The following is a 25403-nucleotide window of genomic DNA, read 5'->3' as shown; positions in this document are numbered from 1 at the left end:
AGCGGCCCCGCCGGGAGCACGGCCCGACGAGCCGACGAGCGTCAACCGACCGTCGCGGCCGCGCCCGCCGGGGTCGCACCGGCCAGCAGGTCCCCGACCCGGCGCAACCCGTCCAGGTCGGCGATGTCACCGGCCAGCGCCGGCACCCGCCTCACCGGCACCGACGGGTGCGCCGCGGAGAACCGGGTCAGCAGATGTTCCTCGCGCCGGTGCAGGTCGGCCCGGTCGGCGTGCAGGCGCAGCACCGCGGCCGCGATCTGCGAACCCGGCCCGCCGACCTGCTCGGCGGCCGCGCGGGCCCGGGCCGCCGACACCGGGGCCAGCACCGGGTGGGTCCGGTTGAGCACCAGTCCGGCCAGCGGCATGTCCTCCGACGACAGCCGGTCGGTGAAGTAGGAGGCCTCACGCAGCGCGTCCGGCTCCGGCGCGGCGACCACGAGGAACGCCGTCCCCGGCGAGCGCAGCAGCGCGTAGGTCTTCCCGGCCCGTTCCGCGAACCCGCCGAACAGGGTGTCGAAGGCCTGCACGAACGCCGAGGCGTCCTGCAGCATCTGTCCGCCGATGATCGTCCCGACGGTCTTGGCGAACAGCCCGAACCCGGCCTCGACGATCCGGCGCAGCCCCCGGCCCCCGGCCCGCGCGGGCGCGGCGAGCAGCTTGATCATCCTGCCGTCCAGGAAGCGGGACATCCGCTGCGGCGCGTCCAGGAAGTCCAGCGCGGAACGCGACGGCGGGGTGTCGACGACCACGAGGTCCCAGGTGCCCGCGGCGACGAGCTGGCCGAGCTTCTCCATCGCCATGTACTCCTGCGTCCCGGAGAACGACGAGGAGATCACCTGGTAGAAGGGATTCTCGATGATCTTCTGGGCCTTCTCGGGGGGCGCGTGATCCTGCACCATCTCGTCGAAGGTGCGGCGCATGTCCAGCATCATCGCCGCGAGCTCGCCCTCGGCGGCCCGCACCGCCGCCGGGTCGTTGCTCAGCTCGTCGAGCCCCAGCGCCTGGGCGAGCCGCCGGGCCGGGTCGATGGTCAGCACGACCACCCGGCGGCCCCGCTCGGCCGCCCGCAACGCCAGAGCCGCGGAGGTCGTCGTCTTGCCGACCCCGCCCGACCCGCAGCAGACGATCACCCGGGTGTCCGGGTCGTCGATCAGCGTGTCCACGTCGAGTTCGCTCATCGCCGGGCCTCCAGGTGCACACCCTGCGCGGTCATCGACTCGGCCAGCTCGTAGAGCGCCCCCAGGTCGACCCCGCCGAGCAGGTTCGGCAGCGTCAGCCGGGGCAACGGGGGATCGGGCTCGGTGTCGAGCCGGCGCAGCGCGGCGGTCTCCCCGGCGACGGCGACGGCGTGCTCCACGGTCTCGGCGACCAGCCCGTCGATCTCAGCGGGCGCCAGCTCGATGCCCGCGCTCTGCAATCCGTTGCGGATCCGGGCGGCGTCCACCCGGCCACCGGCGGCCGCGGTCACCGAGCGGTCCGGCAGCCACTGCTCCCGCATCCGGTTGACGACGACCGTCCCCGTCGCGATGTCCGACTGCTCCAGCTCGGCGATGGTGTCGAGGGTCTCGGTGACGGGCAGGTCGGACAGCAGCGTGACCAGGTGCACCGCGGTCAGCGGGGAGTGGATGAGCTGGTTGACGCCCTCGGCCTGGCCGTGGATCGGGCCGACCTTCGCGAGGTCGGCCATCGCCTTGGTGACGTCGAGGAAGGTCACCAGCCGGCCGGTCGGCGGGGCGTCGAGGACGACGGCGTCGTAGGCCGGCCGCCCGTCGGCCTCGGTCCGGGTGACGCACTCCTTGGCCTTGCCGGTGAGCAGCACGTCGCGCAGGCCCGGCGCGAGCGTGGTGGCGAACTCGATCGCACCCATCCGGCGCAGCGTCCGGCCGGCCATCCCGAGCCGGTAGAACATCTCGAAGTACTCGAGCAGCGCGGCCTCGGAGTCGACGGCCAGCGCCCGCACCTCGCCACCACCGGCCGCGACGGCGATCCGGCGCTCCTCGTAGGGCAGCGGGGCGGTGTCGAAGACCTGGGCGATGCCCTGCCTGCCCTCGACCTCGACCAGCAGCACCCGCTTTCCGCCGGTGGCCAGGGCCAGCGCGAGCGCCGCGGCCACGGTCGTCTTCCCGGTACCGCCCTTGCCGGAGACCACGTGCAGCCGGGCGTGTGCCAGCTCGTCCGGCCAGGGCGCCGGCCGGGCCGCGGATTCGGGGTGGACGGTCGTGGTCACGCGATCAAGCGTACGTAGTGGCCCGTTCACCGGCCCGTCGGCGAGGCGGGCCCCACAGAGCTGAGGCTCGTTCCGCAAGCTTCTCTCGGCGCTGAGGGTCGTTCCGCAAGCTTCTCTCGGCCACGTCCGTCGCATCGGGACGGCCATCCGCCGCGGGAGCCCGGTCCCGGTCGGTTGTCCGGGTTAGAGTCCGCCCATGAGCTCCCCGGTCGTGAAGTGGGAATACCTGACCGCCCCGCTACTGATCCACAACACCAAGGCGATCCTGGACAACTTCGGCCAGGACGGTTGGGAACTGGTCACCGTGACGACGGGCGCCAACGCCGAGCAGCTGGTCGCGTTCTTCAAGCGGCCGGTGCAACAGTGAGCGCGCTCGCCCGCCTGAAGGAGATCGGGCTGGCCCTGCCCCCGGTCGCGACGCCCGCCGGCGCCTATGTCCCGGCGCGCCGCACCGGGAACCTGGTGTTCACTGCGGGCCAGGTCCCGCTGGTGGACGGCAAGGTCGCCGCGACCGGCAAGGTCGGCGCCGCGGTCACCGCCGAGCAGGCCTACGACCTGGCCCGGATCTGCACGTTGAACGCGCTCGCCGCGGTCGACGGCCTGGTCGGGCTGGACAGCGTGACCGGAGTGGTCAAGGTCGTCGGGTTCGTGGCGTCCGACCCCTCCTTCTCCGGCCAGCCGGGCGTGATCAACGGCGCGTCGGACCTGCTCGGCGAGGTCTTCGGCGAGCCCGGCCGGCACGCCCGCTCCGCCGTCGGCGTGGCCGTCCTGCCGTTGGACGTGCCGGTCGAGGTCGAGCTGGTCGTCGAGGTCGGCGGCTGACATGACCGCGCTCGCCGTGGCACCGGCCGGGTACGAGCTGCTCCTGCGGCTGGCCGGCCGGATACCCGACGAGCTGCTGTGGCGGCTGCGCGGCTGGGTGGCCGGCGCTGACCGCAGTGCCGCCGGCGCGGTGCTGGCACGGGCCCTGCTGCGTCACCGGATCCCCCTGACCGACGACGAGCGCGGCCTGTTGACCGAGCTCGTCGAACCGGGATCGCCGTCCCGCCGCCTGGTCGACACCGTGCTGCCGGGATCCCCGCCGGCCCCGCCGTCGTTCGGGCCGGGCGAGCCCGATCTGGCGGTCTGGTCGGCCGGCTCCGTCGTGCACGACGAGGCCCGTGAGCTGCTCGTCGCCGTCCGCGACGACGGGGCCCGGGTACTGCTGGTCCGCGGCGCCGAACGGCCGCACCTGCTGACCGCCGGCCTGCAGCGCCTGCTGCGGGTGCACGGCGAGCGCATCCCACGGGTGGAGGTCTGGGCCGGAGACGAGCCCCCTACCCCGTACCACCAGGCGGCGTGCGCAGCCGCCGAGTCGTTGTGGAGCCGGTCGCCGGGGAGCCGGTCGCCGGGTAGCCGGTCGCCGGGGAGCCGGTCGCCGGGTAGCCGGTCGCCGGGTAGCCGGTCGTCGGAGAGCCGGTCGTCCGAGAGTCGGTCGCCGGGGACCCGGTCGCCGATGCCCACCGGCTGAGCCCGCGGGTTCGCCCGCTCCCCGGCCCGCCCGCGAAGGAGGCCCCATGTCCGACCCCACGTACCGGTTGCTGCTCCAACTGGCAGGCCGGGTGGACGACGACCTGCTCGCCACCGGGCGGGAGCTCGTCGCCGTCGGCGAGGAGGGGCACGCGCTGGAGCTGCTGGTGGCGGAGCTGGTCGCCGGCCGGGTCACGCTGCCCGCGAAGGTGCGCCGGGACCTGGTCGCCGAGGCCGCGGCCCGCCGCATCCAGCCGGACGCCGACCTCGGTCTGCCACGCGGCGACCGGGCCGGCGGCGCGCTGCCACACCGGTTCACCGCGGACGGCCCGGCCGACCGGACCGCGGACCTCGCACGGGCGCTCGCCGAGGTCGCCGGGCCGGACGGTGGCTGGCTGCTCGCCTGGCGCGTCACGCCGGCCGGGTCCGCACCCGGCCCGCTGCCGCATCCGGTGTTGCTGGGCCGGGCCGCCGACGACGGCTCGGCCGAGGTGCTGACCTACCAGGCGCAGTCCGCGCTGACCCGTACCGGGATCACGGCATCGGTCGAGGTGCACGACGACGGCGACCCGGACACCACCTATCACCGGGCCGCGCGAGCGGTCGCGCTCCCGCTCTCCGGTGGCGCTCCGGTAGCTGCCGGCTCGCTCGCGGCAGGTTCTCCCGCGGCCGGCGACGGCGACCCTCTGTGGTCGATCCGGACGGCGGGGACGGCAACAGCCGCCGCGGAGGCTTCCCCGCCCCCGCGGTACCTCGCCGGCCTGGGTGCGGCCGAACCGGAATGGGCCGATCAGACCGGCGACGCCGCCCCGGAGCCCGCCGACCACCTCGGCGACACCGAACCCGAACCCGCTGACCCGGTCGGTGGTACCGCCCCCGTGCCCGCTGCTCGGGGCGGCGGTATCGCCTTCGACACCGCTGAGCAGGTCGGCGACACCGCCCACGAATCCGCTGATCAGGTCGGCGACACCGCCCCTGAACCAGCTGCCGGGGTCGGCGAGACCGCTCTCGAACCCGTCGACCAGGTCAGCAGCGCCATCTACGAAGCCACCGGCCAACCGGGCGACACCCTCTACGAACCCGCGGAGCGCGGCGGCACCCCCTACCCACCTGCCGAGCAGCTCCACGACACCACGGAACCCGCTGAACCCGGCAGCACCATCGACGGTTTCCCCGACCAGCCCGGCGACGCCGCCTCCGAATCCGCCGACCACGCGGGTGTTGCCTCCCCGGAGGACCGGCTAGACAGCGCGGGCACGCATGGCCGAGACGTCGGAGCCGATCTCGGGCCCCGCCGAGCGCCGTCCTCGCAACGTTCCGTCCAGGGCGGGGCCATACCGGAGCTCCCCGCCCACGGCGGCGCCGTACCAGGACCGACCAGCGACGACGGCGGTGCCGCAGCGCTGTTCGAGGCGGAGCCGCCCTCCGTCGGCACATCCCACACGGGTGCGTTCGAGCCGACCGGATTCGGGTCCGATTCCGGTGTTGATTCCGTTTTCAATGCGGAACCGGACCAGGTCGGCACCGACCGCCGGTCGGACCCGGGCCCGGACCCGGACCCGGACCCGAGCCCGGACCCGAGCCCGGTTCCGACCTCGCTCCCGGCCCCAGTCCCGGCCAGGGTCCACACCGCCACCGACCGGCAGCCCGACCCCGGAAGGCAGCCCGGCCCCGGGCCGGAGGGCACGGGAACCGACGTGCGGCCCGGCGAGCAGCCGGAGCCCTGCCGAGCCGGCGCCGGCGCGCCCACCGCCGCCCGGACCGGCCCGGGACGCGGAACCGGGCCGTTCGCCCGCGGCCGGGCCGACGCCGCCGGCCCCTCCACGACGGGGACCGGACCGATCCCGGCCGTGGTCCCGCCACCGCCCGCCGCCGGCGACACGCACCCACCCGGTGACCTGCCCGCCAGCACCGGCGCCGGGCCCGCCCCCGGAGCGGGCACGTTCGACGCCGTCGTACCCGTCCCGGATGACCACCAGGTCGCCCCCGGCGACACCGCGTCCTCTCCCCCGACCGCCGAACCGGTGGACCCGCCGCATCCGGCGCCCCGCCCCTCACCACCGATGCGTGCGCGGCGCCGGGCGACGGAGAACTGGTTCGACTCCCACGACCACCCCGGTGACGACGTGCCCGCCCCGGCAACCGACGAGCGGCCCGAAGCCGTCGCCGGAACCCCCTCCGACGACGGATCGGCAACAGGCGAGGGGCGGCCCGGCGGGGACCTCCCGCACGAGCTCGAGCCGGACGGCCTCCCCGGGACCGAGCCGCCCACACCGGCGTCCGGTCTGCCCGCAGCCCCCGGCGCCCTGCCCGAGCGGCCCGGCGACGCGGAGCGATCGGCCGCGCGGGATCGCAGGTCCGGGCCGGCGCACAGCCGTAACGGGGCGGGCTCCACCGCTCCGGCGGGTCGATCCGACATCCCGCGCAACGGTGCCCCGGTGAACGGTGCCCGGGCAGCTGTGACACCGGACGACCCGGCCGGGGAACCGGTGGTACCCGCGGCCGCCGAGCACGATTGGCTGCAGGACTGGACGTCCGGCGCCTGGGTCGGGGACCTGACGCCTGCAGTCACCCCCGCCCGGGAACCCGGGCCGCTCCCGGCGACGGAGGGGGCCGAGATCGACGCCCCGACCCCGCCACCCGGGATGCCGATCGCGCAGGCGCCGCCGGTCCCGGCGTCAGCCCTGCCACCGACCGGGCCACCCGGCCCCCGGCACCTGCTGCTCATCGAGGGCGCCGGCGAGGAGGAACCCGTCCCCGGTGTCCCGGCGGAGGGGGCCGGGGAAGCCACGCAGCAGACCGCCGCGCATTCCGGTCCCGAGCCGACCGGCGGTCTCGCCGACCGGCTCAGCGGGACCGAACACGAGCTGCTGCAGCGCCTGCACGAGGAGCTCGCCGCCCGGGAGACCGGTGGCGAGCCGACACCGCGCAACGGCACCGCCCGCCCCGACCGGAGCTGATCAGACCGCGACCTGTCGCAGGATCGAGTCGACGATCCGCTGCAGGTGCAGGGCCCGGCGCGCATCGACCGGGAGGCTCCGATCGCCGGAGTCGATCGCGGCGGCGAGGTCGTCGAGCAGACCGCTGTAGCAGGCGACCGCGTCGGCGGGCCTGCTGTCGATGCGGTGCCGGCCGCGCCCGTCCGGGCCGACCCCGCCGGTGATCGCGATCTCGAAGTCGGTCGGCTCGACCGGTGTCCGCAGCGACAGCACCAGTGAGCTGCGCGCCCCACCGGCGTGCACGAGCCCGATCCGCCAGAGGTCCGGCTCGTCGCGCCGTGCGTGGTCGACCCCGGTCACCTCACCGAGCGCGGCGTCCATCAGGTCGATCACGTGCGGGCCGACGTCGAGCAGCGCCCCGTGCTCGGCCCGCCAGGCCGACGACGCGAACGGGCCGCCCAGCAGCGACCCCGACAGCCAGCGTGCCGTCCCGACCGTCCCCGGGCCGTGCGGGCCGTCCTCGATCCCGTCCAGCCAGGCGCGGATCGCCGGGTCGAACCGCAGGGTCAGCACGGTCGCCGAGCAGACCCCGGCGTCGTCGATCGCGGCGGCCGCCCGCTCGGCTGCGACCAGGTCCGCGGCCAGCGGTTTCTCCAGCACCAGATGCTTTCCCGCGGCCGCGATCCCCGGCAGCAGCTCGCCCTGCAGCCGCGGCGGGACGGCGAACGCGACGGCATCACTGGCGTCCACCAGGTCGTCCAGCGACGCGTGCGCCGGTCCGCCCGCGATCGCGGCCACCTCGGCCGTCGCCTCCGGCCGGCGTGCCCACACCCCGGCCGACGACCAGCGCGGGTGCGCGGCGATCGCAGGCGCGTGCACGGTGCGGGCCCAGGGGCCGGCACCGACGAGTCCGATCCGCATGCGGGCATTCTCACCATCGGCACCGGCCGTACGTGACCTAGGGTCGCGCCCATGAGCACCGCAGCTCCCGACCCGGTGGAGCCGAAACCAGCGGCGACGGTCCTCCTCGTCCGCGACGAGCCCGGTGCGGGCGGGCTGCAGGTGTTCCTGCAGCGCCGTGTCGCCGGGATGGCATTCGCCGGCGGGATGACGGTGTTCCCCGGCGGTGGGGTCTCCCCCGATGACGTCCCCGACCCCAGGCGCTGGCGCGGGCCGGAACCGGCGAGGTTCGGCTCCTGGCTCGGGCAGCCGTCCGAGCTCGCCGCCGCGCTGGTGACGGCCGCGGTGCGGGAGACCTTCGAGGAGTGCGGGGTGCTGCTGGCCGCCCGTCCGGGCACCGAGCCCGGCCCGCTCCCCACCACCACCGCCTGGCGTGACGCCCTCGTCGGGCGTCACGCGACGATGCCCGGGCTGCTCGCCGAACACGACCTGGAGCTGCGCGCGGACCTGCTGGTCCCGTGGGCGCGCTGGATCACTCCGATGCGCAACCCCAAGCGGTACGACACCGCGTTCCTCGTCGCCCGCGTCCCCGAGGGCCAGGTCGCCGACGACGCCACCACCGAGGCCGTCGAGGCCGGCTGGTGGAGCCCCTCCGAGGCGATCGCCGGGTACGCGGCGGGCGACCTGCAGCTCATGGCGCCCACGCTGCGCACGCTGGAGGAGCTCTCCCCCCACGACACCGCCGCCGAAGTGCTCGACGCCGCCGCCCGCCGGGCCATCGACCCGATCACCCCCGAGGTCCGCCGCGAAGGCCGCGTCGTGACGATCACCCTCCCGGGCGACCCGGACTGGCGATACGAGGAGGCGCGTTCATGAGCCACCCGCTCTACGGCAGCCTGCGCACCGTGCACCCGCTGGCATCGGTGCTGCTGCAGGACAACCCCGGCCCGATGACGCTCGACGGCACCAACACCTGGGTCGTCTCGGTGCCGGACTCCGGCGCGCGCGTCATCGTCGACCCCGGGGAGGACGACGGGGTCCACCTCGAGACGCTCGCCGACGGTGCACCGGTGGCCGCGATCGTCCTGACCCACCGGCACCCCGACCACGCGAGCGGGGCCGGCCGGTTCGTCGAGCTGACGGGCGCCCCGGTGTACGCCGCCGACCCGTCGCTGGCCACCGGCACCGAGCCGCTCACCGGCGGCGTCGTGATCGAGGCGGCCGGTGTCGAGCTGGAGGTCATCGCGACCCCCGGTCACACGTCGGACTCGGTGTCACTGCTGCTCGACGGCCCCGGCTCGGACGGTGCGGCCCTGCTGTCCGGGGACACGATCCTGGGCCGCGGCACCACGGTCATCGCCCACCCGGACGGTGCACTGGGCCCGTACCTGGACTCGCTGCGCCGGATCGCCGAGCTGCCGGCGGGCACCCCGGTACTGCCCGGGCACGGCCCGGAGCTGCCGGACGCGGCGAAGATCGCGAACACCTACCTCGCGCACCGCGAGCAGCGCCTGGAGCAGGTGCGGACGGCGCTGGCCGAGCTGGGACCGGACGCGAGCGCCCGGGAGGTGGTCGAGGTCGTCTACACCGACGTCGACACCTCGCTCTGGGACGCGGCCGAGCTGTCCGTGCGCGCCCAGCTGGACCACCTGCGCGGCTGACCCGCCGCCCCGCGCCCGCCGTTCACGCGAGGCTCCCGGCGGGTTCGCGTGGCACGTCGGCGGCGGCCACCGTGCCGCGGCGCAGCCACAGCAGCGCGGCCACCAGCAGGCCGAGTGCCCCTCCGGCCGCGTAGCCACCCGGCCCGAGCAGGTCGATCATGATGCCGGACAGCGCCTGTCCGGCCGAGACACCCAGCACCGCAGCCATGACCATCCAGTTGAAGGCCTCGGTCGCCGAGTCCGCGGGCGCGGTCCGCTCGACACCGAGCGAGTGTGCGGTCACCTGGGGCGTGATGAGCGCGCCGGCCGCCATCATGATCACCCCGAGCAGCACCAGCGAGCCGAGCGGGGAGACCAGACCCATCGCCGTCACGAGCAGGGCGAAGCCGCCGAGCAGGACCGGCAGTCGCAGGTGCAGCGGGCGGGGCCAGGGCCGCATCCCGTAGAGGACGCCGGCCAGCACCGACACCACCGACCAGGCGGAGAGCAGGAGGCCACCGGCCGCGGGTGATCCCGCGAACTCGGCGGCGGCGAGTACCCCGACCTCCGCGGTCCCCGCGACGAGACCGAACCCGAGCGATGCCAGCGCCACCGTGCGCAGGCCCGGTCGCCGGAACACGCCGAGCAACCCGGACTCGTGGGTGAGCGAGCCCGTGGCCCGGGCGGCGCGGATCCGGGCCGAACGCCGCCGGACCGCCGCGGTCAGCGCGAACCACGTCGTCCCGACCAGCTCGGCCGACGCCGCGACCACGAGCGCGGTGCCCGGCCACGGTGTGGCCACGACCAGCAGCGCGACCAGCGCCGGGCCGAGGATGAAGAACGTCTCGAGGCTGATCGCCTCGTAGGTGTACGCGGCCTCGCGACGCGGCCCGGCCGGGGTGAGGTCCGACCAGAGTGCGCGCGACGAGCCCTCGAGCGCCGGCGTGGCGAGACCGGCCAGCAGCCCGACCGCGACCGTCACGCCGAGAGCGGCACGCGCCTCGATGCAGGTGATCAGGCCGGTGATCGCGACCAGGTAGACCGCGACCAGCACCAGCATCGGCCGGGTCGGGCCGAGCCGGTCGAGCAGGCGCCCCTGGACGACCGTTCCGGCCGCCGTCCCGACCAGCAGCGCCGCCGAGACGGCACCGGCGAGGGCGTAGGAGCCCTCGATCTCACGGACGTAGAGCAGCGTCGCGAGGCTGTGCATCGCGATCGGGAACCGCCCGATCGCGGAGGCGCAGACCGGCGCGGCGGCGCCCGGCGCTCGCAGGGCGGCCCGGTAGTCGGGGAGGGAAGCGGCCACGCCGTGCAGAATCACACACCCTGGTACGGGCGTACCAGCGTGTTCCCGGGAGGCGGGTCCGGCGTCAGCGGGCCCGGCGGGCCAGCCGCTCCGGCTCCAGGATCAGCACACTCTTGCCCTCGAGCCGCAGCCAGCCGCGGTGCGCGAAGTCGGCGAGCGCCTTGTTGACGGTCTCCCGGGAGGCGCCGACCAGCTGGGCGATCTCCTCCTGGGTGAGGTCGTGGGTCACCCGCAGCAGGCCGGACTCCTGGGAGCCGAACTGGCGGGCGAGCTGCAGCAGCGACTTCGCAACACGCCCCGGGACATCGGTGAAGATGAGGTCCGCGAGCATGTTGTTGGTGCGGCGCAGGCGGCGCGCCAGCACCCGCAGCAGCTGCTCGGCGATCTCCGGGCGCTTGCTGATCCACTCCCGCAGCGCGGCGCGGTCCATCGTGAAGCACCGCACCTCGGTCACCGCGGTCGCCGACGACGTGCGCGGGCCCGGGTCGAAGATGGACAGCTCGCCGAACATGTCGGACGGGCCTGCCACCATCAGCAGGTTCTCCCTGCCGTCTGGCGACTTGCGGCCGAGTTTCACCTTCCCACCGGCGACGATGTAGAGCCGGTCCCCGGGCTCGCCCTCGGAGAAAATGACCTGCCCACGGGAGAAATCGGCGGCTTCCAGCGCCTCGGCCAACGCCTCGGCGGCCTGGGGCTCCACACCCTGGAAGATCCCGGCCCGGATCAGAACCTCGTCCACTGCAACTCCTCGTTCACCGGCCGCGTTCCTCACGCCGGGTCGTCGGCGCGCCAGTGTAGAGGCCTTCGCCACACACGTGCGCACCACGGGCCCGATCGTGCATTCGTCCGATCGGGCCTGTTCGTTTCATCGGATGCGCCGCAGCCGCCCGTCATGATCTTGACACACCGCTGTCACGCGGACGGAACCTGGCTGCGCCGCCCACTCCGTCGCCGGCGGTTACGCAGCCGGAACAGCTCCAGGGCCCGGCTCGTGCCGGACCGGAACAGGGCGCGCACCTCGTCCGGACGAGGCTGCTCGAGCATCTCGTCCAGCTCATCCTGTCGCACCGTCGACTCCCGCAGGCGGGACTCCACGCGCTCCATGCCGAGCGCGAAGAACATCACGAGCAGCGGGACTAGGACGCTCAACCAGGCAGTCATGGCACCTCCGATCCTCTCCTACCCATTCGTGCCGCGCCCCGCCGGGGGTAGCGCGTCACCCGGCTTCGTGACCCGTTCGTGACCTTGCCGACCGCCGATCGGACGTTCGCCGGTGAACGTGCGCCGTTCGGCGTCGTGCGCGGTCGGCGACCGGTCCTGCCGGGGACACGACCGTCCGCTCGACACCGTGACACACCTGTCAGGGGCCACCCGTACGCTCGGTGACGTGAGCACCTCCGTCCGGCGGCCCACCCGGCGCGCCGCGGCCGGTCTCGCCGCGCGGGTCGCAGCCGGGGAGAACCCGATCGGGCGAGCGCGACGGGTGAACCGGATCCTGCGCGCCCTGGCCGAGGCGTACCCGCACGCGCACTGCGAGCTCGACTTCTCGACGCCGATCGACCTCGCGGTGGCCACCATCCTGTCCGCGCAGTGCACCGACGAGCGGGTCAACCAGGTGACCCCCGTCCTGTTCGCCCGGTATCCGACGGCTACCGACTACGCCTCGGCCGACCGCACCGAGCTCGAGGAACTGATCCGGCCGACCGGCTTCTACCGGAACAAGACCACCTCCCTGATCGGGCTGGGGGCCGCCGTCGTCGAGCGGCACGGCGGGGAGCTGCCCGCGACCCTGGACGAGCTGGTGCGGCTGCCGGGCATCGGCCGCAAGACCGCGAACGTCATCCTGGGCAACGCGTTCGACGTCCCCGGGATCACCGTCGACACCCACTTCGGGCGCCTGGTGCGCCGCTGGGGCTGGACGACCGAGGAGGACCCGGTCAAGGTCGAGCACGCGATCGGTGAGCTCGTCCCGCGCCGCGACTGGACGATCGTGTCGCACCACGTGATCTTCCACGGCCGCCGCGTGTGCCACTCCCGCAAGCCGGCCTGCGGCGCCTGCACGCTGGCCTTCGACTGCCCGGCCTACGGGCTCGGCCCGACCGACCCCGGTGAGGCGGCCGCGCTGGTCAAGGGCCCGGAGCGGGACCACCTGCTGGAAATGGCAGGGATCACCGGGGACGGCGCGTGAGCCGGACGGGCGCCACCCGTTCCGAGATCGCCTCGACGGTCGTCGTCGTGGTGCTGGTCGCGCTCGCGGTGTGGGCCCTGTGGCCTTCCGCACCGGCCCCCACGGGCCCGGCCGCGCCGCCTGCGACGGCCCGGCCGGAGTCCGATCCCGCCGCCGCCGACCCGGTGGCACTGGCAGCGGCCCGCGATGCCGCCGGCCTGCAGCCCTGCCCGGCCCCGACCGGTGCGCCCCCGGCCGGACCGCTGGCCGGGATCACCGTGCCCTGCCTCGGCGCGGACGGTGACGTCGATGCCGGCGCCGCGGTCGCCGGCCGGCCGGTACTGATCAACTTCTGGGCGTCGTGGTGCGTACCGTGCCGCGACGAGCTGCCCGCGCTGGCCGAGTACGCCGGCCGAGCGGGAGCGGTGCCGGTGCTGACCGTGGACGTGCAGGACGACCCGGTCGCGGCGCTGCGCCTGCTCGCCGACCTGGGGATCACGCTGCCGGCACTGACCGACCCGCAGGGCGCGCTGCGAGCCGCGCTGGACACGCCGCCGGTGCTGCCGTTCAGCTACGTCGTGCGGGCCGACGGCACGCCCGTCATGGTCGACCCGCCGATCCCGTTCCGCTCGGCCGACGACGTCGCCGCCGCGGTGGAGAAGCTCCGGTGACCGCCGTCGAGTTCCCAGCCCCGGATCCGGATGCCGCCCCGGATTCGCTGAAGCCGCTGGTCGAGGGCGTACAGGGCCTGGACCCGGCCTGGTTCGGGGCGCGCCGGGACCCCGCCGGCCACGGGCCGGGTGTCCGCCGCGCCGCCGTGCTGATGCTGTTCGGCGACGACCACGGAGACGGACACGGCCCGGATGTACTGCTCACCGAACGCGCGTCGACGCTGCGCTCGCACGCCGGCCAGGTCGCGTTCCCCGGTGGGCGCCTCGACCCGGGTGACACCGGGCCGGTGCACGCCGCGCTGCGCGAGGCGCAGGAGGAGACCGGGCTGGACCCGGCCGGTGTCGTGCCGCTGGCCGTGCTGCCGGACCTGTTCATCCCACCGACCGGGTATCTCGTGACACCGGTGCTCGCGCACTGGGCCGACCCGGTCCCGGTCCGCGCGGTCGACCAGGCCGAGGTCGCACGGGTGGTCCGGGTGCCGGTCCCGGTGCTGACCGACCCGGCGAACCGGTTCACCGTCCGCGGGCCACGCGGGCACACCGGGCCCGCCTTCCGGACCTCCGGACTGGTGATCTGGGGATTCACCGGGAGCCTGTTGTCCGCCCTGCTGCACCGTTCCGGCTGGGAACGCCCCTGGGACGGCACCCGGGTCGAGGAGCTCGACACCGCCTGGGCCACCGCCCGGCGACATCTCGGCACCCGTTGCCGCGACGACCTTCGAGGAGAGCGCGTGACCGACCCCGTCGAGTCCTCCGGCGAGGTGGGCCGGTGAGCATCAGCTGGGTCGACGTGGTGGTCGTCATCCTGGCTTTGCTGGCGGCGGCGTCCGGCTGGCGGCACGGGGTGGCGGTGGCGCTGCTGTCCTTCCTCGGTGTGCTGACCGGGGCGGTGCTGGGCCTGCGGGTCGCGCCGCTGCTGGCAGGCCAGGTGGAGTCGCAGCAGGCCAAGGTGCTGCTCGGGATCGGCGCGGTGGTGCTGCTGGTCGCGCTCGGCGAGGCCACCGGGGTCTACCTCGGACGGTTCATCCGGGACCGGATCCGCCGCGAGGGCACGCTCAAGGTCGACTCCACGCTCGGGGCCGGTGTCCAGGCGGTCGCGGTGGTCGTCGCCGCCTGGCTCATCGCGCTGCCGCTGGCCTCGACCAGCTTCGCGACCCTGACCAGCGGTCTGCGCGACTCCCAGGTGTTGGCCGCGGTCGACGGCGTGATGCCGGACGCCGCCCGCGAGCTCCCCGCCGAGCTCCGGCAGATCCTCGACGACTCCGGCTTCCCCAACGTCGTCAGCCCGTTCTCCCGCACCCCGGTCGCCGCGGTCGGCCCGCCGGACTCGAACCTGGCGCAGGACCCGGTGGTCACCGAGGTCCGGGACCGGGTGCTCAAGGTCCGCGGGCGGGCGCCGTCCTGCCGCCGGGCGCTCGAGGGCACCGCGTTCGTCGTCGCGCCGCAACGGGTCATGACCAACGCGCACGTCGTCGCCGGGACCTCCAGCACGACCGTCGAGGTGACGACGGCGAGCGGCCGCACCCGCCGGCTCGACGCCGAGGTCATCCACTACGACCCCCAGGTCGACGTCGCCGTGCTGGACGTCCCGGAGCTGGAGGAGGAGCCGCTGCGGTTCACCCCGGACCCGGCCCGTGTCGGCGACGACGTGATCATCGTCGGTTACCCGCTGGACGGCCCGTACACGGTGACGCCGGGCAAGGTGCGCGAACGGATCCGGCTGCGTGGCCCGGACATCTACGAGCAGGGCAGCGTGGTCCGCGACGTCTACACGGTCCGCGCCGTGGTGCGCTCCGGTAACTCCGGCGGCCCGATGATCACCCCGGACGGCCGGGTGGTCGGCGTGGTGTTCGGGGCCGCGCTGGACGACTCCGAGACCGGTTTCGTGCTGACCGCCGAGCAGGTCGCGCACGCGCTCAACGTCGCCGTCGGCTCCGGCTCGACACCGGTCGACACCGGGGAGTGCGCGTCCTGACCCGTCCCACCACCTCCGACGTCGTCCGGAACCGCCGCCGCTGGGTGGTCCTGGGAGTCGGTGTGCTCGCCCAGACGGCGGCCTGCTCGTTCGTCTACGGGATGCCGTTCCTCGTCCCGCTGCTGCGTGACGCGGGCGGCCTCTCGCTCGCCGGGGCCGGCGCCTACGTCGGCGCCCCGACCGCCGGGCTGCTGCTCACCCTGATCGCCTGGGGCGCCGTGGCCGACCGCACCGGGGAACGACTGGTGATCGCCGCCGGACTGACCGTGTGTGCCGTCGCCGTCGCCGGGACGGCGCTGCTGCCGGGGCAGGCCGTCATGGCGCTGCTGGTGCTCGGCGGTGCCGGGGCGGCGTCGGTGTTCGCGGCCAGCGGCCGGATGGTGATGGGCTGGTTCGGCGCCCACGAGCGCGGCACCGCGATGGGGATCCGGCAGACCGCACAGCCGCTCGGCGTCGCGCTGGCCGGGCTCACCCTGCCGTCGCTGGGCGCGGCGGTGGGTCCGTGGACGGCGCTGCTGCTGCCGGCCGGCCTGTGCCTGGTCTCGGCCGTCCTCGTGCTGGCTCTGGCCCCGGACCCGCCGCGGGTCCCGCGGGCGGCCGGAGCGGCGCCGGAGCGCTCGCCGTACCGCACGCCGGTGCTGTGGCGGGTGCACGGCGCGTCCGCCCTGCTGGTCGTCCCGCAGTTCGCGGTGGCCTCGTTCGGCACCGAGTACCTGGTGCGCGAGCAGGGGTGGGGCGTGGCGGCGGCAGGTGCGTTCGTCGCGGCCGGACAGGTCGCGGGCGCGGCAGGCCGGATCGGGTCCGGCTGGTGGTCGGACCGGGTCGGCTCCCGGCTGCGGCCGATGCGTCAGATCGCGGTGGCCGCTGCCGTCGTGCTGCTGCTGTTCGGGCTCGGCGATGCGGTTGCCGGGTGGCTGGCGGTGACGATGCTGGCGGTCGGCACGGTCGTCACCGTCGCGGACAACGGGCTGGCCTTCACCAGCACCGCCGAACTCGCCGGCCGGGCCTGGTCCGGGCGGGCGCTCGGGATCCAGAACACCGGCCAGAACGCGATCGCCTCGGCCGTCCCGGTGGCGCTCGGTGCGCTGGTCGGAACGGCCGGGTACGGCGCCGGATTCGCCGCCGCCGCACTCGCGCCGCTGATCGCCGTCATGGTCACCCCGGTACGGGCCGAGCCGGCCGCACGGGAGGCCGCCGAGGCCCGCCGATGATCAGCGGGTGATCGTCTGGTCCCGGCCGGGGCCGACGCCGATCGCGGTGACCGGTGCCCCGGTGAGCTCCTCGATCCGCTCCACGTAGGCCTGCGCGGCGCTCGGCAGGTCCGTCCAGGCCCGGGCGCCGGAGATGTCCTCGAACCAGCCGGGCATCTCCTCGTACACCGGCACGGCGTGGTGGAAGCCGGTCTGGGTCATCGGCATCTCGTCGACCCGGTGACCGTCGACCTCGTAGCCGACGCAGATCGGCACGGACTCGAGGCCGGACAGCACGTCCAGCTTGGTCAGGAAGAAATCGGTGATGCCGTTGACGCGGGCGGCGTAGCGGCCGATGACGGCGTCGAACCAGCCACAGCGCCGGGCCCGGCCGGTGTTGACGCCGACCTCGCCGCCGGTCTTGCGCAGCCACTCGCCCATCTCGTCCAGGAGCTCGGTCGGGAACGGACCCGAGCCCACGCGCGTGGTGTAGGCCTTGAGGATGCCGATCACGCGGTCGATCCTGTTCGGGCCGATACCGGACCCGACGGAGGCGCCGCCCGCGGTCGGGTTCGAGGACGTGACGAACGGGTAGGTGCCGTGGTCGACGTCGAGCAGGGTGCCCTGCGAGCCCTCGAGCAGCAGCGTCTCGCCGCGCTCCAGGGCCTGGTTCAGCAGCAGCCGGGTGTCGACGATCTTGTCGGCGAACACCTTCGACTGCTCCAGGACGGTGTCCACGACCTCCTGGAAGTCCAGCGCGCGCCGGTTGTAGACCTTGACCAGGATCTGGTTCTTCAGCTCGAGGGCCGCCTCCACCTTCTGGTGCAGGATCTTCTCGTCAAGCAGGTCGGCGGCACGGACGCCGACCCGAGCCACCTTGTCCTGGTAGGCCGGGCCGATGCCGCGGCCGGTGGTACCGATCTTCGCCTTGCCGAGGTAGCGCTCGGTGACCCGGTCGATCTCCACGTGGTACGGCATGATCAGGTGCGAGTCGGCCGAGATCAGCAGGCCGGAGGTGTCGACGCCGCGCTTCTCCAGCCCGGCCTTCTCCTCGATCAGCGCCTCGGGGTTGACGACCACCCCGTTGCCGATCACGTTCTTGACGCCCGGCGAGAGGATGCCGGACGGGATGAGCTTGAGCGCGAAGTCACGGCCGTCCGGGGTGACGACGGTGTGCCCGGCGTTGTTGCCGCCCTGGTAGCGGACGACCCAGCCGAACTCGCCGCTCAGCAGGTCCGTCGCCTTGCCCTTGCCCTCGTCGCCCCACTGGGCGCCGATCAACACGATTGCGGGCATGTAAGAGACTCCAGTTCAACACGCTCGTCACGGCCGCGGTTCCGGGCGTGGTTTCCGGATACCGCGGCGAGGAGGGTACTCGATCAGTGGTTTCGACCGATCCCGAAGCGGTGCTGCTCATCTGCGTGCCGCAGGAACGTCACCGGCTCCGGCTCCACGGTATCCGTCCGGGTGCCCGCCGGGAACGGCCACCTGCGCCTCTGCTGGCCGACCCGGCGGTGCGCTCGGTCACCGCCGGGCCGCGACCGGGCAAGGACGTCGTCGATCCGCTGCTCGGCACCGCGGGGCGGCTGATCGTGCACGGCGACGACGCCGACCTGGCCGCGGTGCTGGTCCGTCTGCTGCGCAAGGACGCGTTGGGCACCGAGGTCGCCTACCTCCCGGTGTCCCGCCGGTCGCGCGCGGCCGCGAACTGGGGGCTGCCACGGTCGTTCGCCGCCGCGGTCACGCTCGCACGGAGCGGCTCGGCCCGCCCGGAGCCGCTGTTGCGCGACGACTCCGGCGGCGTCCTGGTCGGCCGCGGGGAGATCCCCGACCTGCACGGTGAGGCCTACTGCGATGCGACCCGGGTGTTCCACGGCCAGGTCCCGAAGCTGGTCGTCGACGCCGGGCCGGACGGGGTCCGGGTCCGCGGCGGTTCGGGGGTGCGGGCTGCGCAGGGACGGGCGATCCAGATCGGGACGACGGGTGCGACCCCCGTCCGCGACGGCGAGCCCTACCCCCGCGAGATCCGGCGCTGGGCCTGGTACAAGCACACCGAGCCCTGGCACCCGGTCCTCCCGGGCTGACCGGCCACCGGGCTCAGGCGGCGTCGCGCCCCTCGTCCGGGCGCCGGTGGTAGGAGTCCACGTAGATCTGCCCGGAGAGGTCGGCGATGGCGTCCATGATCTCGTCGGTGACGGCGCGCCGGATCGCGGGCGCGCCCTCCAGCCCCTCGTAGCGGCTGAACTCCAGCGGCGTGCCGAACCGGATCTCCACCCGGGCCAGGCGGGGCAGCAGCCGTCCGACCGGCTGCACCCGTTCGGTACCGCGCAAGCCCACCGGGATCACGACGGCGCCGGTGGACAGCGCCAGGCTGGCCACCCCGGTGTGCCCGCGGTGCAGCCTGCCGTCCAGCGAGCGGGTGCCCTCCGGGTAGATCCCGAACGCGCCTCCGGCCTCGAGCACCCGGCGCCCCGCCGCGAGCGCGGCGAGCCCGGCGCGGACGTTGCCGCGGTCGACCGGGACGTAGCCGAGCGCGCGCAGGAACGTGGCCGTCAGCCGTCCGCGCAGGCCACGGCCGTGAAGTACTCGGCCTTGCCCAGGAAGGCGACGCGGCGCGGGGCGATCAGCGGGATGAACACGGTGTCGACGGCCGCCCGGTGGTTGGCGGCCAGGATCACCGGGCCGTCGACCGGGATGCGGCCGGCGCCGTGCACGCGCGGGCGCCAGAGCAGCCGGACGAGCGGAGCCAGGACGTAGCGGATGAACAGCTGCACGTGCGACCCCGATCGAGAGCATCCGTACCGGGAGAAGCTTGCGGAACGAGCCTCGATATCGCGAGAGGCTTGCGGCGGCCGCACCACACCGTGCGGGGGCGGGTCCGTCCCGGCGCCGAACCGCGCCCGATTCTGCTCCGTGACCGGGCCGTTACGGAAGCCCTTCACCCGGATCAGGCCGTGTCGGATTCACCCAGTTCGTCGCGCAGTGCGCGCAACGCCTCGGTACGGGTCATTCCGGTCGCCTGCAGGAGGTCGACGGCGATCGAGCGCACCTGGGCGATCAGCACCGGCACCGACCGGGCCGGCACCGGGTCCTCCCAGGTGGGCGCCGGTGGCAGGTCGACCGGAACCGACGCGCGGTGTACCGCGTCGAGGATCGCCGGGCGGGCGTGTGCGCGGTCGCCGTCGTGGGTGAGCTCGCGGATCAGCGCACCGACCGCCGCCGCGAGCTCGGTGATCGCGTCGGCGAGCTCGGGCGGGACACGCTCGCCGTCCTCCACGGCGGCGAGTGCGCGGCGGGCCAGCACCCGGGTGTTGCGGTGGGCGTAGTCGGTGCGGTCGGCGAGCTCGCGGTAGCGGCGCAGGACCGCGCGGCGCGGCCGGTGCAGCGGGGACACCACCGCGACCTCACCCGCGGACCCGACGGCGGTACGCAGCCCGTCGATCGCGGCCTGGGTGTCGCGGGCCCGCCGCAACGCCCGGGAGCAGGACCGCGGATCGCCCTCGCGCAGCGCGGACGCGATCTCGGTGAGCACCGTGACCAGGTCGTCGAGCACCCGCCGGGACTCCCGGCGGACGATCCGGACCGGGTGCACCGGGATCACCGCGGCGACCAGGATGCCGGCCGCGCCGCCGATGAGCGCGTCGACGCAGCGGTCGATGCCCCCGCTGTCGCCCGGCGGCAGCAGCGTCGTCACCAGCACCGCGGACGCGGCGGCCTGCGACACGATCAGGGTGCCCGCGTCGAAGAACGTCGCGAGGCTCATCGCCAGCGCGACGACCAGGATCAGCTGCCAGACGCCGCTGCCGATCTCGGCGATGATCAGGTCACCGACGAGCACGCCGAGGCTGACCCCGACCACGAGCTCCGCGGCGCGGCGCAGGCGGGAGTTCAGCGAGAGGCCGAGGCTGATCACCGCGGCGATCGGGGCGAAGAACGGCCGGGGGTGCCCGAACAGGTCGGCGGCGACGTAGAGCGCGAGCCCGGCCGCGAACGCGCACTGCAGGATCGGCAGCCAGGACGCCCGCATCCGCCGGGCCCCGGCCCGCACGCGGGCGCGAACTCGCTCACCGGAGCTCCGCACGCCCGGCCGCACGGTCCGCACCGGCGTCAGTCGATACCGAGGGCGGCGAGCGCGGCCGGGTCGGAGTCCGAGATCAACGTGCGCAGGCGCTCGACCTCGGCGGCCTCGCCGACGCCCTGGGCGGCCTGCAGCAGGGCGCCGCAGGAGCGCAGGAAGCCCCGGTTCGGTTCGTGCGACCACGGCACCGGGCCGAAGCCCTTCCAGCCGTTGCGGCGGAGCTGGTCGAGACCGCGGTGGTACCCGGTGCGGGCGTAGGCGTACCCGGCGACGGTCTCGCCGGCCGCCAGCGCACGCTCGGCCAGCACCGCCCACGCGATCGACGAGGACGGGCTGCCCGCAGCCACGTCGGTCGGGTCGGCGCCGCCGTCCAGCTCGGCCGCGGCCGGGTCGACGGGCAGGCGCGTGGCTTCCGGTTCGAGCAGGTTGCCGTGCAGACTCATGCCGCCATCTTGGCCCTTCGGGCTCGCGGGCGGTCATCGCGGTCCGGTCCGGGCCGCGACGACCACCCCACGTGCGCTACAGCGCCTTGCCCGCCGACTTCAGCGCCTCGCAGGCCTCGACGACCCGCTCGCTCATCGCGACCTCGGCCTTCTTCAGGTACGAGCGCGGGTCGTAGACCTTCTTGTTGCCGACCTCGCCGTCGATCTTCAGGACGCCGTCGTAGTTCTCGAACATGTGCGCCACGATCGGGCGCGTGAAGGCGTACTGGGTGTCGGTGTCGACGTTCATCTTCACCACGCCGTAGCCCAGCGCCTCGTGGATCTCCTCGAGCAGCGAGCCGGACCCGCCGTGGAAGACCAGGTCGAACGGCTTGTCCGCGGCACCCGCGCCGAGCTTCTGGCGGGCCACCTCCTGGCCCTGCTTGAGGATCTCCGGGCGGAGCTTGACGTTGCCCGGCTTGTAGACGCCGTGCACGTTGCCGAACGTCGCGGCCAGCAGGTAGCGGCCCTTCTCGCCGGCCCCGAGCATCTCGACGGTGCGCTCGTAGTCGCCGGGGGCGGTGTAGAGCTTCTCGTTGATGTCGTTGGCGACACCGTCCTCCTCGCCGCCGACGACGCCGATCTCGACCTCGAGAACGATCTTGGCCTTGACGGCCTCGTCGAGCAGCTCGGCGGCGATCCGGAGGTTCTCCTCCAGCTCGGTCGCCGAGCCGTCCCACATGTGCGACTGGAACAGCGGGTTCTGCCCCTTGTCCACCCGCTCCTGCGAGATCGCGATCAGCGGACGGACGAAGCTGTCGAGCTTGTCCTTGGGGCAGTGGTCGGTGTGCAGCGCGACGTTCACCGGGTACTTGTCCGCGACGACGTGCGCGAACTCGGCCAGGCCCACCGACCCGGTGACCATGTCCTTGACCCGGGTACCGGACAGGAACTCGGCACCGCCGGTGGAGATCTGGACGATGCCGTCCGAACCCGCCTCGGCGAACCCGCGCAGCGCGGCGTTGAGCGTCTCGGTACTGGTCACGTTGATCGCCGGGTAGGCGAACTCGCCGTTCTTGGCGCGGTCCAGCATCTCGTTGTAGATCTCGGGCGTGGCGATCGGCACGGCCGGCCTCCTCGTCATCAGCGGTCGCTGCTGCCCGCAGCGCTCTTCTCCGGGGTGAGTATCACGTACCCGGTGTGCGGTGGCAGTCATCCCGCCAATGGGTCTGGTCACCCGCTCCGTCCGGCGTAACCGATAAGCCTGTGAGGACCGTCGGGGGTGGTGACTACCCTGGGGCCCGTGGAGGAGGAGCGGGCGGAGAACGCCGTCGACCGGACGCTGGGCCGGTTGCGCGCAATCGACAGCCGACCGGCGCCGGACGGTACGGGTCCGCAGCCGAGCCCGTTCCCACCGGAGCCCGTTCCCGACGGGCCGGGCGAGCAGCCGCTCACCCTGGCCGACCTCTACCGCGACCACCGGCTGCGGCTGATGCGGCTGGCGATGCTGCTCGTCGACATCCCGGCGACGGCCGAGGACGTCGTGCAGGAGGCCTTCACCGGCCTGCACCGGCACTGGACCGGGCTGCGGGACGAGACCGCCGCCGTGGCGTACCTGCGGGCGGCGGTGGTGAACGGCTCCCGCTCGGTGCTGCGCCGCCGTCGTACCGCCCGGGAGTACGTCCCGCCGCACTCGGCCAACGCCCGCTCCGCGGAGTCGCTGGCGATGCTGTCGGCCGAGCACCAGTCGGTCGTCGACGCGCTCTCGTTCCTCCCGCCGCGCCAGCGCGAGGTGCTCGTGCTGCGGTACTACGGCGGGCTGACCGAGTCGGAGATCTCCGAGGCCGCCGGGATGAGCCGGGGCACGGTGAAGTCCACCGCCAGCCGTGCGCTCGACGCGGTCGCCCGGATCATGGAGGAGCGGGCCGGTGCCTCCGCCACCCGCCGCCAGGGGGACCCACGATGACCGCCACGCCGAACCCGAACGACCCCTTCCGCGACGACGCCGCCCGCCGGGTCGGCGAGGCCCTGCAGGCGCAGGCGCGCGGTCGTCCGATGCCGCCGCCACGGCCGTCCGGCGCGCACCCCGCCCCGCCACGGGTACCGGGCCGGGTCCCGCCGCCGGCGCCCCGCCCGATGCCGCCGCAGCAGCGCCGCCCGGCCCCGCCCGCTCCGGTGGCGGTGCGGTCCGGTTCGGCGACCACCCAGATCCTCTGGGCCGCGCTGATCGCCCTGCTGGTCGGCGCCCTGCTCGGCGCCGGGATCGCGCTGGTGTCGGTGCTGCTGCCCGGCGCACTGCCGGCACTGGGCTGATCCGACCCGCTGCGTGCCGGTCGGTGCTGCCGCGCCGGTGTCACCAGGCGTCGGCCAGGTTCGCGTGGTCGCGGATCCAGGCGTGCATGACGATCCCGGCGGCCACCCCGGCGTTGACCGACCGGGTGGAACCGAACTGGGCGATCGAGACGGCGAGATCCGCGGCCTCGGTGATCTCCGGCGACAGCCCGGGCCCCTCGGCGCCGAAGAGCAGCATGCAGCTGCGCGGCAGGGTCGTCTCCTCCAGCCGGACGGCGCCGGGCAGGTTGTCCACCGCGACCAGGGCGAGCCCGTGGTCGCGGGCGAAGGCCACGAGCTCCGCCGGGCCGGGCTGGTGGTGCAGCGACAGGTAGCGGTCGGTGACCATCGCGCCGCGGCGGTTCCACCGCCGCCGTCCCACGATGTGCACGCCGGCGGCGCCGAAGGCGTTCGCGGTCCGCACGACGGTGCCGATGTTGTGGTCGTGCCCGAGGTTCTCGATCGCGACGTGGAACGGGTGCGCCCGGCGCGCCAGGTCCTGCGCGACGGCCTCCCGCCGCCAGTAGCGGTAGGCGTCGACGACGTTGCGCCGGTCGCCGTGTTCCAGGAGCTCCGGATCCCAGCGGTCACCGGCGGGCCACTGCCCGTCCCAGGGGCCGACACCGACCTGCCCCGGAACCGACCACTCGCTGGGCCCCGGGTCGGTCATCCCAGCTGGAGGTCGGCCAGCCCCAGCAGCGCCCGGTAGGGCACTCCCTCGGCCTCGATGGCCTGCCGCGCGCCGGTGTCCCGGTCGACGACCGTGCACACGCCGACGACGTCCGCCCCGGTCGCGCGCACCGACCGCACCGCGGTCAGCGCCGAGCCGCCGGTGGTGGAGGTGTCCTCGACGACGAGCACCGCCCGCCCGGCGATGTCCGGGCCCTCGACGAGCCGCTGCATGCCGTGCTGCTTGGTCTCCTTGCGCACCACGAACGCGTCGACCGGGTCGGCGCCGGGCTCGTGCACGGCCGCGTGCAGCACCGCGGTGGCGACCGGGTCGGCACCGAGCGTCAACCCGCCCACGGACCGGTACGCCCAGTCCGTGGTGAGCTCGCGCAACAGCCGTCCGATCAGCGGCGACGCCTCGTGGTGCAGCGTGACCCGGCGCAGGTCGACGTAGTAGTCGGCCTCCGCGCCCGAGGACAGCGTCACCTTCTCGTGGACCACGGCGAGCTCCCGGACCAGGGCGGCGAGCCGGGCCCGGTCGGCGTGGGCCGTCATGTGCGGTCCCGGTCGAAGGCCGCCGTGATCCGCCGCAGGACACCGCGGGGGATCACCCCGACCAGTCCGACGATCGCCTTGTACTGCCTCGAGGGCACCGACACCACCCGTCCCCGGTCCAGATCCGCCAGCGCCTCGTCGACCACCTGCGAGGCCTCCAGCCAGAGCGGGCCGCGCCGTGCGCCGATGTCGATCCCGGCCCGCTCGTGGAATTCCGTTCGTACGTATCCGGGGCACAGTGCCATCGCACGCACCCCCGTGCCCTGCAACGATGCCGCGACACCCTCGGTGAAGGAGATGACCCACGCCTTGTCGGCGGGGTAGGTGGACCCGCGCCCGGCCAGGAAGCCGGCCACGCTGGCCACGTTCACCACCGCCCCGCTGCCGCGGTCGACCATCCCGGGCAGCGCCGCCCGGGTCAGCTCCAGCACGCTCGCCACGTTGACCTGCAGCTGCCGGGCCAGCTCGGCCGGCTCGTTGTCCAGGAACGACGCCCCGAGCGTGAGACCGGCGTTGTTGACCAACAGGTCGACCGGGGCGAGATCCGGATCCGCCAGCCGGCGGATCACGCGTGCGCGCTCCCCGGCATCGGCCAGGTCGGCGGGCAGCACCTCGACCGCGACGCCGAGGTCGCGGAGCCGGTGCGCGGCGGCCTGCAGGCGGTCGGTGTCGCGCGCCACGAGCACCAGGTCGCGGCCGTCGGCGGCGAGCCGGTCGGCGAACGCGGCCCCGATCCCCGACGACGCGCCCGTGATCATGACGGAGGGCACCCGGCGAGCGTAGTCCGTGAGACACGCCGCTCTCGCGTGCCCGTCCGTTACACA

27 protein-coding genes and 1 pseudogene are annotated in these 25403 nt (G+C 74.4%); 14 read left to right on the top strand and 14 right to left on the bottom strand.

The window, feature by feature from the left end; translation table 11 throughout:
• Window positions 1-41 precede the first annotated feature (41 nt).
• On the bottom strand, window positions 42-1178 hold the full coding sequence (gene bagB, locus JOF36_RS03605) for an ArsA family ATPase (RefSeq protein WP_210025005.1): 1137 nt from the start codon (window positions 1176-1178) through the stop codon (window positions 42-44).
• Window positions 1175-2227 carry an ATPase BagA gene (gene bagA, locus JOF36_RS03600; RefSeq protein WP_210025004.1) on the bottom strand — a complete coding sequence of 351 codons (1053 nt, stop codon included), beginning with the start codon at window positions 2225-2227 and terminating at the stop codon, window positions 1175-1177. Before bagA ends, bagB begins: the two co-directional genes overlap by 4 nt.
• Before the next feature lie 196 nt (window positions 2228-2423).
• Between bagA and sp36 the strand changes: the two genes are divergently transcribed.
• The 4 genes from sp36 to JOF36_RS03580 are packed head-to-tail and all read left to right on the top strand — an operon-like array spanning window position 2424 to window position 6696.
• Window positions 2424-2594, top strand: a complete 171-nt coding sequence (gene sp36 / locus JOF36_RS03595) for a Sp36 family protein (protein ID WP_210025003.1) — start codon at window positions 2424-2426, stop codon at window positions 2592-2594.
• Window positions 2591-3049: a RidA family protein gene (locus JOF36_RS03590; protein ID WP_210025002.1), complete on the top strand. Its 459-nt coding sequence runs from the start codon at window positions 2591-2593 to the stop codon at window positions 3047-3049. The genes sp36 and JOF36_RS03590 overlap by 4 nt, the downstream gene beginning before the upstream one ends.
• A 1-nt stretch (window position 3050) precedes the next feature.
• Window positions 3051-3737, top strand: a complete 687-nt coding sequence (locus JOF36_RS03585) for a hypothetical protein (protein WP_210025001.1) — start codon at window positions 3051-3053, stop codon at window positions 3735-3737.
• A 46-nt stretch (window positions 3738-3783) separates the two neighbouring features.
• Complete coding sequence (locus JOF36_RS03580; RefSeq protein ID WP_210025000.1) at window positions 3784-6696, top strand: hypothetical protein; 2913 nt, start codon at window positions 3784-3786, stop codon at window positions 6694-6696.
• Here JOF36_RS03580 and JOF36_RS03575 read toward each other — a convergent pair whose 3' ends face one another.
• Window positions 6697-7596: a Gfo/Idh/MocA family protein gene (locus JOF36_RS03575; protein WP_210024999.1), complete on the bottom strand. Its 900-nt coding sequence runs from the start codon at window positions 7594-7596 to the stop codon at window positions 6697-6699.
• A gap of 51 nt (window positions 7597-7647) precedes the next feature.
• Between JOF36_RS03575 and JOF36_RS03570 the strand changes: the two genes are divergently transcribed.
• Together JOF36_RS03570 and JOF36_RS03565 are read left to right on the top strand one after the other, a co-directional pair.
• Window positions 7648-8451 carry an NUDIX hydrolase gene (locus JOF36_RS03570; protein ID WP_210024998.1) on the top strand — a complete coding sequence of 268 codons (804 nt, stop codon included), beginning with the start codon at window positions 7648-7650 and terminating at the stop codon, window positions 8449-8451.
• Window positions 8448-9236: an MBL fold metallo-hydrolase gene (locus JOF36_RS03565; RefSeq protein ID WP_210024997.1), complete on the top strand. Its 789-nt coding sequence runs from the start codon at window positions 8448-8450 to the stop codon at window positions 9234-9236. The genes JOF36_RS03570 and JOF36_RS03565 overlap by 4 nt, the downstream gene beginning before the upstream one ends.
• Window positions 9237-9258: 22 nt before the next feature.
• On the opposite strand, the gene JOF36_RS03560 is transcribed toward JOF36_RS03565, so the two are convergent.
• The 3 genes from JOF36_RS03560 to JOF36_RS03550 form a co-directional block, all read right to left on the bottom strand.
• Window positions 9259-10521, bottom strand: a complete 1263-nt coding sequence (locus tag JOF36_RS03560; RefSeq protein WP_210024996.1) for an MFS transporter — start codon at window positions 10519-10521, stop codon at window positions 9259-9261.
• Between the two features lie 64 nt (window positions 10522-10585).
• Complete coding sequence (locus JOF36_RS03555) at window positions 10586-11260, bottom strand: Crp/Fnr family transcriptional regulator (RefSeq protein ID WP_210024995.1); 675 nt, start codon at window positions 11258-11260, stop codon at window positions 10586-10588.
• A gap of 173 nt (window positions 11261-11433) precedes the next feature.
• The gene (locus tag JOF36_RS03550; protein WP_210024994.1) at window positions 11434-11682 is read right to left on the bottom strand and encodes a hypothetical protein; all 249 of its coding nucleotides are present in this window, start codon (window positions 11680-11682) and stop codon (window positions 11434-11436) included.
• A 226-nt stretch (window positions 11683-11908) separates the two neighbouring features.
• Here JOF36_RS03550 and nth point away from each other — a divergent pair, with 226 nt between their 5' ends.
• The 5 genes from nth to JOF36_RS03525 are packed head-to-tail and all read left to right on the top strand — an operon-like array spanning window position 11909 to window position 16545.
• Complete coding sequence (gene nth, locus JOF36_RS03545) at window positions 11909-12709, top strand: endonuclease III (protein ID WP_210024993.1); 801 nt, start codon at window positions 11909-11911, stop codon at window positions 12707-12709.
• A complete protein-coding gene (locus tag JOF36_RS03540; RefSeq protein ID WP_210024992.1) occupies window positions 12706-13359 on the top strand; it encodes a TlpA family protein disulfide reductase in 654 nt (217 codons plus the stop codon). Before nth ends, JOF36_RS03540 begins: the two co-directional genes overlap by 4 nt.
• A complete protein-coding gene (locus tag JOF36_RS03535) occupies window positions 13356-14132 on the top strand; it encodes an NUDIX hydrolase (protein WP_210024991.1) in 777 nt (258 codons plus the stop codon). The genes JOF36_RS03540 and JOF36_RS03535 overlap by 4 nt, the downstream gene beginning before the upstream one ends.
• A 2-nt stretch (window positions 14133-14134) precedes the next feature.
• On the top strand, window positions 14135-15334 hold the full coding sequence (locus JOF36_RS03530; protein WP_372447442.1) for a MarP family serine protease: 1200 nt from the start codon (window positions 14135-14137) through the stop codon (window positions 15332-15334).
• Window positions 15322-16545, top strand: coding sequence for an MFS transporter (locus JOF36_RS03525; protein WP_307862197.1), 1224 nt, complete (start codon window positions 15322-15324; stop codon window positions 16543-16545). The genes JOF36_RS03530 and JOF36_RS03525 overlap by 13 nt, the downstream gene beginning before the upstream one ends.
• Here JOF36_RS03525 and JOF36_RS03520 read toward each other — a convergent pair whose 3' ends face one another.
• The gene (locus JOF36_RS03520) at window positions 16546-17820 is read right to left on the bottom strand and encodes an adenylosuccinate synthase (protein WP_210024989.1); all 1275 of its coding nucleotides are present in this window, start codon (window positions 17818-17820) and stop codon (window positions 16546-16548) included.
• Window positions 17821-17906: 86 nt separating this feature from the next.
• Here JOF36_RS03520 and JOF36_RS03515 point away from each other — a divergent pair, with 86 nt between their 5' ends.
• A complete protein-coding gene (locus JOF36_RS03515; RefSeq protein WP_307862196.1) occupies window positions 17907-18608 on the top strand; it encodes a hypothetical protein in 702 nt (233 codons plus the stop codon).
• Between the two features lie 13 nt (window positions 18609-18621).
• Here JOF36_RS03515 and JOF36_RS03510 read toward each other — a convergent pair.
• From JOF36_RS03510 to fbaA, 4 genes and pseudogenes are all read right to left on the bottom strand, one after another.
• Window positions 18622-19298, bottom strand: a pseudogene (locus tag JOF36_RS03510) (lysophospholipid acyltransferase family protein).
• A 173-nt stretch (window positions 19299-19471) separates the two neighbouring features.
• On the bottom strand, window positions 19472-20626 hold the full coding sequence (locus tag JOF36_RS03505; RefSeq protein ID WP_307862195.1) for an FUSC family protein: 1155 nt from the start codon (window positions 20624-20626) through the stop codon (window positions 19472-19474).
• 5 nt (window positions 20627-20631) lie between these two features.
• On the bottom strand, window positions 20632-21045 hold the full coding sequence (locus tag JOF36_RS03500; protein ID WP_210024988.1) for a DUF3151 domain-containing protein: 414 nt from the start codon (window positions 21043-21045) through the stop codon (window positions 20632-20634).
• A gap of 76 nt (window positions 21046-21121) precedes the next feature.
• Window positions 21122-22150, bottom strand: a complete 1029-nt coding sequence (gene fbaA, locus JOF36_RS03495) for a class II fructose-bisphosphate aldolase (RefSeq protein ID WP_210024987.1) — start codon at window positions 22148-22150, stop codon at window positions 21122-21124.
• Window positions 22151-22306: 156 nt separating this feature from the next.
• On the opposite strand from fbaA, the gene JOF36_RS03490 reads away from it, so the two are divergent.
• Together JOF36_RS03490 and JOF36_RS03485 are read left to right on the top strand one after the other, a co-directional pair.
• Entirely contained in the window at window positions 22307-22990 is a 684-nt protein-coding gene (locus JOF36_RS03490) for a sigma-70 family RNA polymerase sigma factor (protein WP_372447359.1), read from the top strand.
• A complete protein-coding gene (locus tag JOF36_RS03485; RefSeq protein ID WP_210024985.1) occupies window positions 22987-23337 on the top strand; it encodes a hypothetical protein in 351 nt (116 codons plus the stop codon). Before JOF36_RS03490 ends, JOF36_RS03485 begins: the two co-directional genes overlap by 4 nt.
• 40 nt (window positions 23338-23377) lie before the next feature.
• Here JOF36_RS03485 and JOF36_RS03480 read toward each other — a convergent pair whose 3' ends face one another.
• Genes JOF36_RS03480 through JOF36_RS03470 form a run of 3 tightly spaced genes read right to left on the bottom strand, consistent with a single transcriptional unit; the run spans window position 23378 to window position 25349 of the window.
• Window positions 23378-24025, bottom strand: coding sequence for a TrmH family RNA methyltransferase (locus JOF36_RS03480; RefSeq protein WP_210024984.1), 648 nt, complete (start codon window positions 24023-24025; stop codon window positions 23378-23380).
• Window positions 24022-24579: an orotate phosphoribosyltransferase gene (gene pyrE, locus JOF36_RS03475; RefSeq protein WP_210024983.1), complete on the bottom strand. Its 558-nt coding sequence runs from the start codon at window positions 24577-24579 to the stop codon at window positions 24022-24024. The genes JOF36_RS03480 and pyrE overlap by 4 nt, the downstream gene beginning before the upstream one ends.
• Window positions 24576-25349, bottom strand: coding sequence for an SDR family NAD(P)-dependent oxidoreductase (locus tag JOF36_RS03470; RefSeq protein ID WP_210024982.1), 774 nt, complete (start codon window positions 25347-25349; stop codon window positions 24576-24578). The genes pyrE and JOF36_RS03470 overlap by 4 nt, the downstream gene beginning before the upstream one ends.
• Between the last annotated feature and the right edge of the window lie 54 nt (window positions 25350-25403).

Source organism: Pseudonocardia parietis (genome assembly GCF_017876315.1).
Classification (GTDB): domain Bacteria; phylum Actinomycetota; class Actinomycetes; order Mycobacteriales; family Pseudonocardiaceae; genus Pseudonocardia; species Pseudonocardia parietis.
The sequence above is the reverse complement of the archived record's forward strand: the minus strand, read 5'-3'. Positions and strand labels throughout refer to the sequence as shown.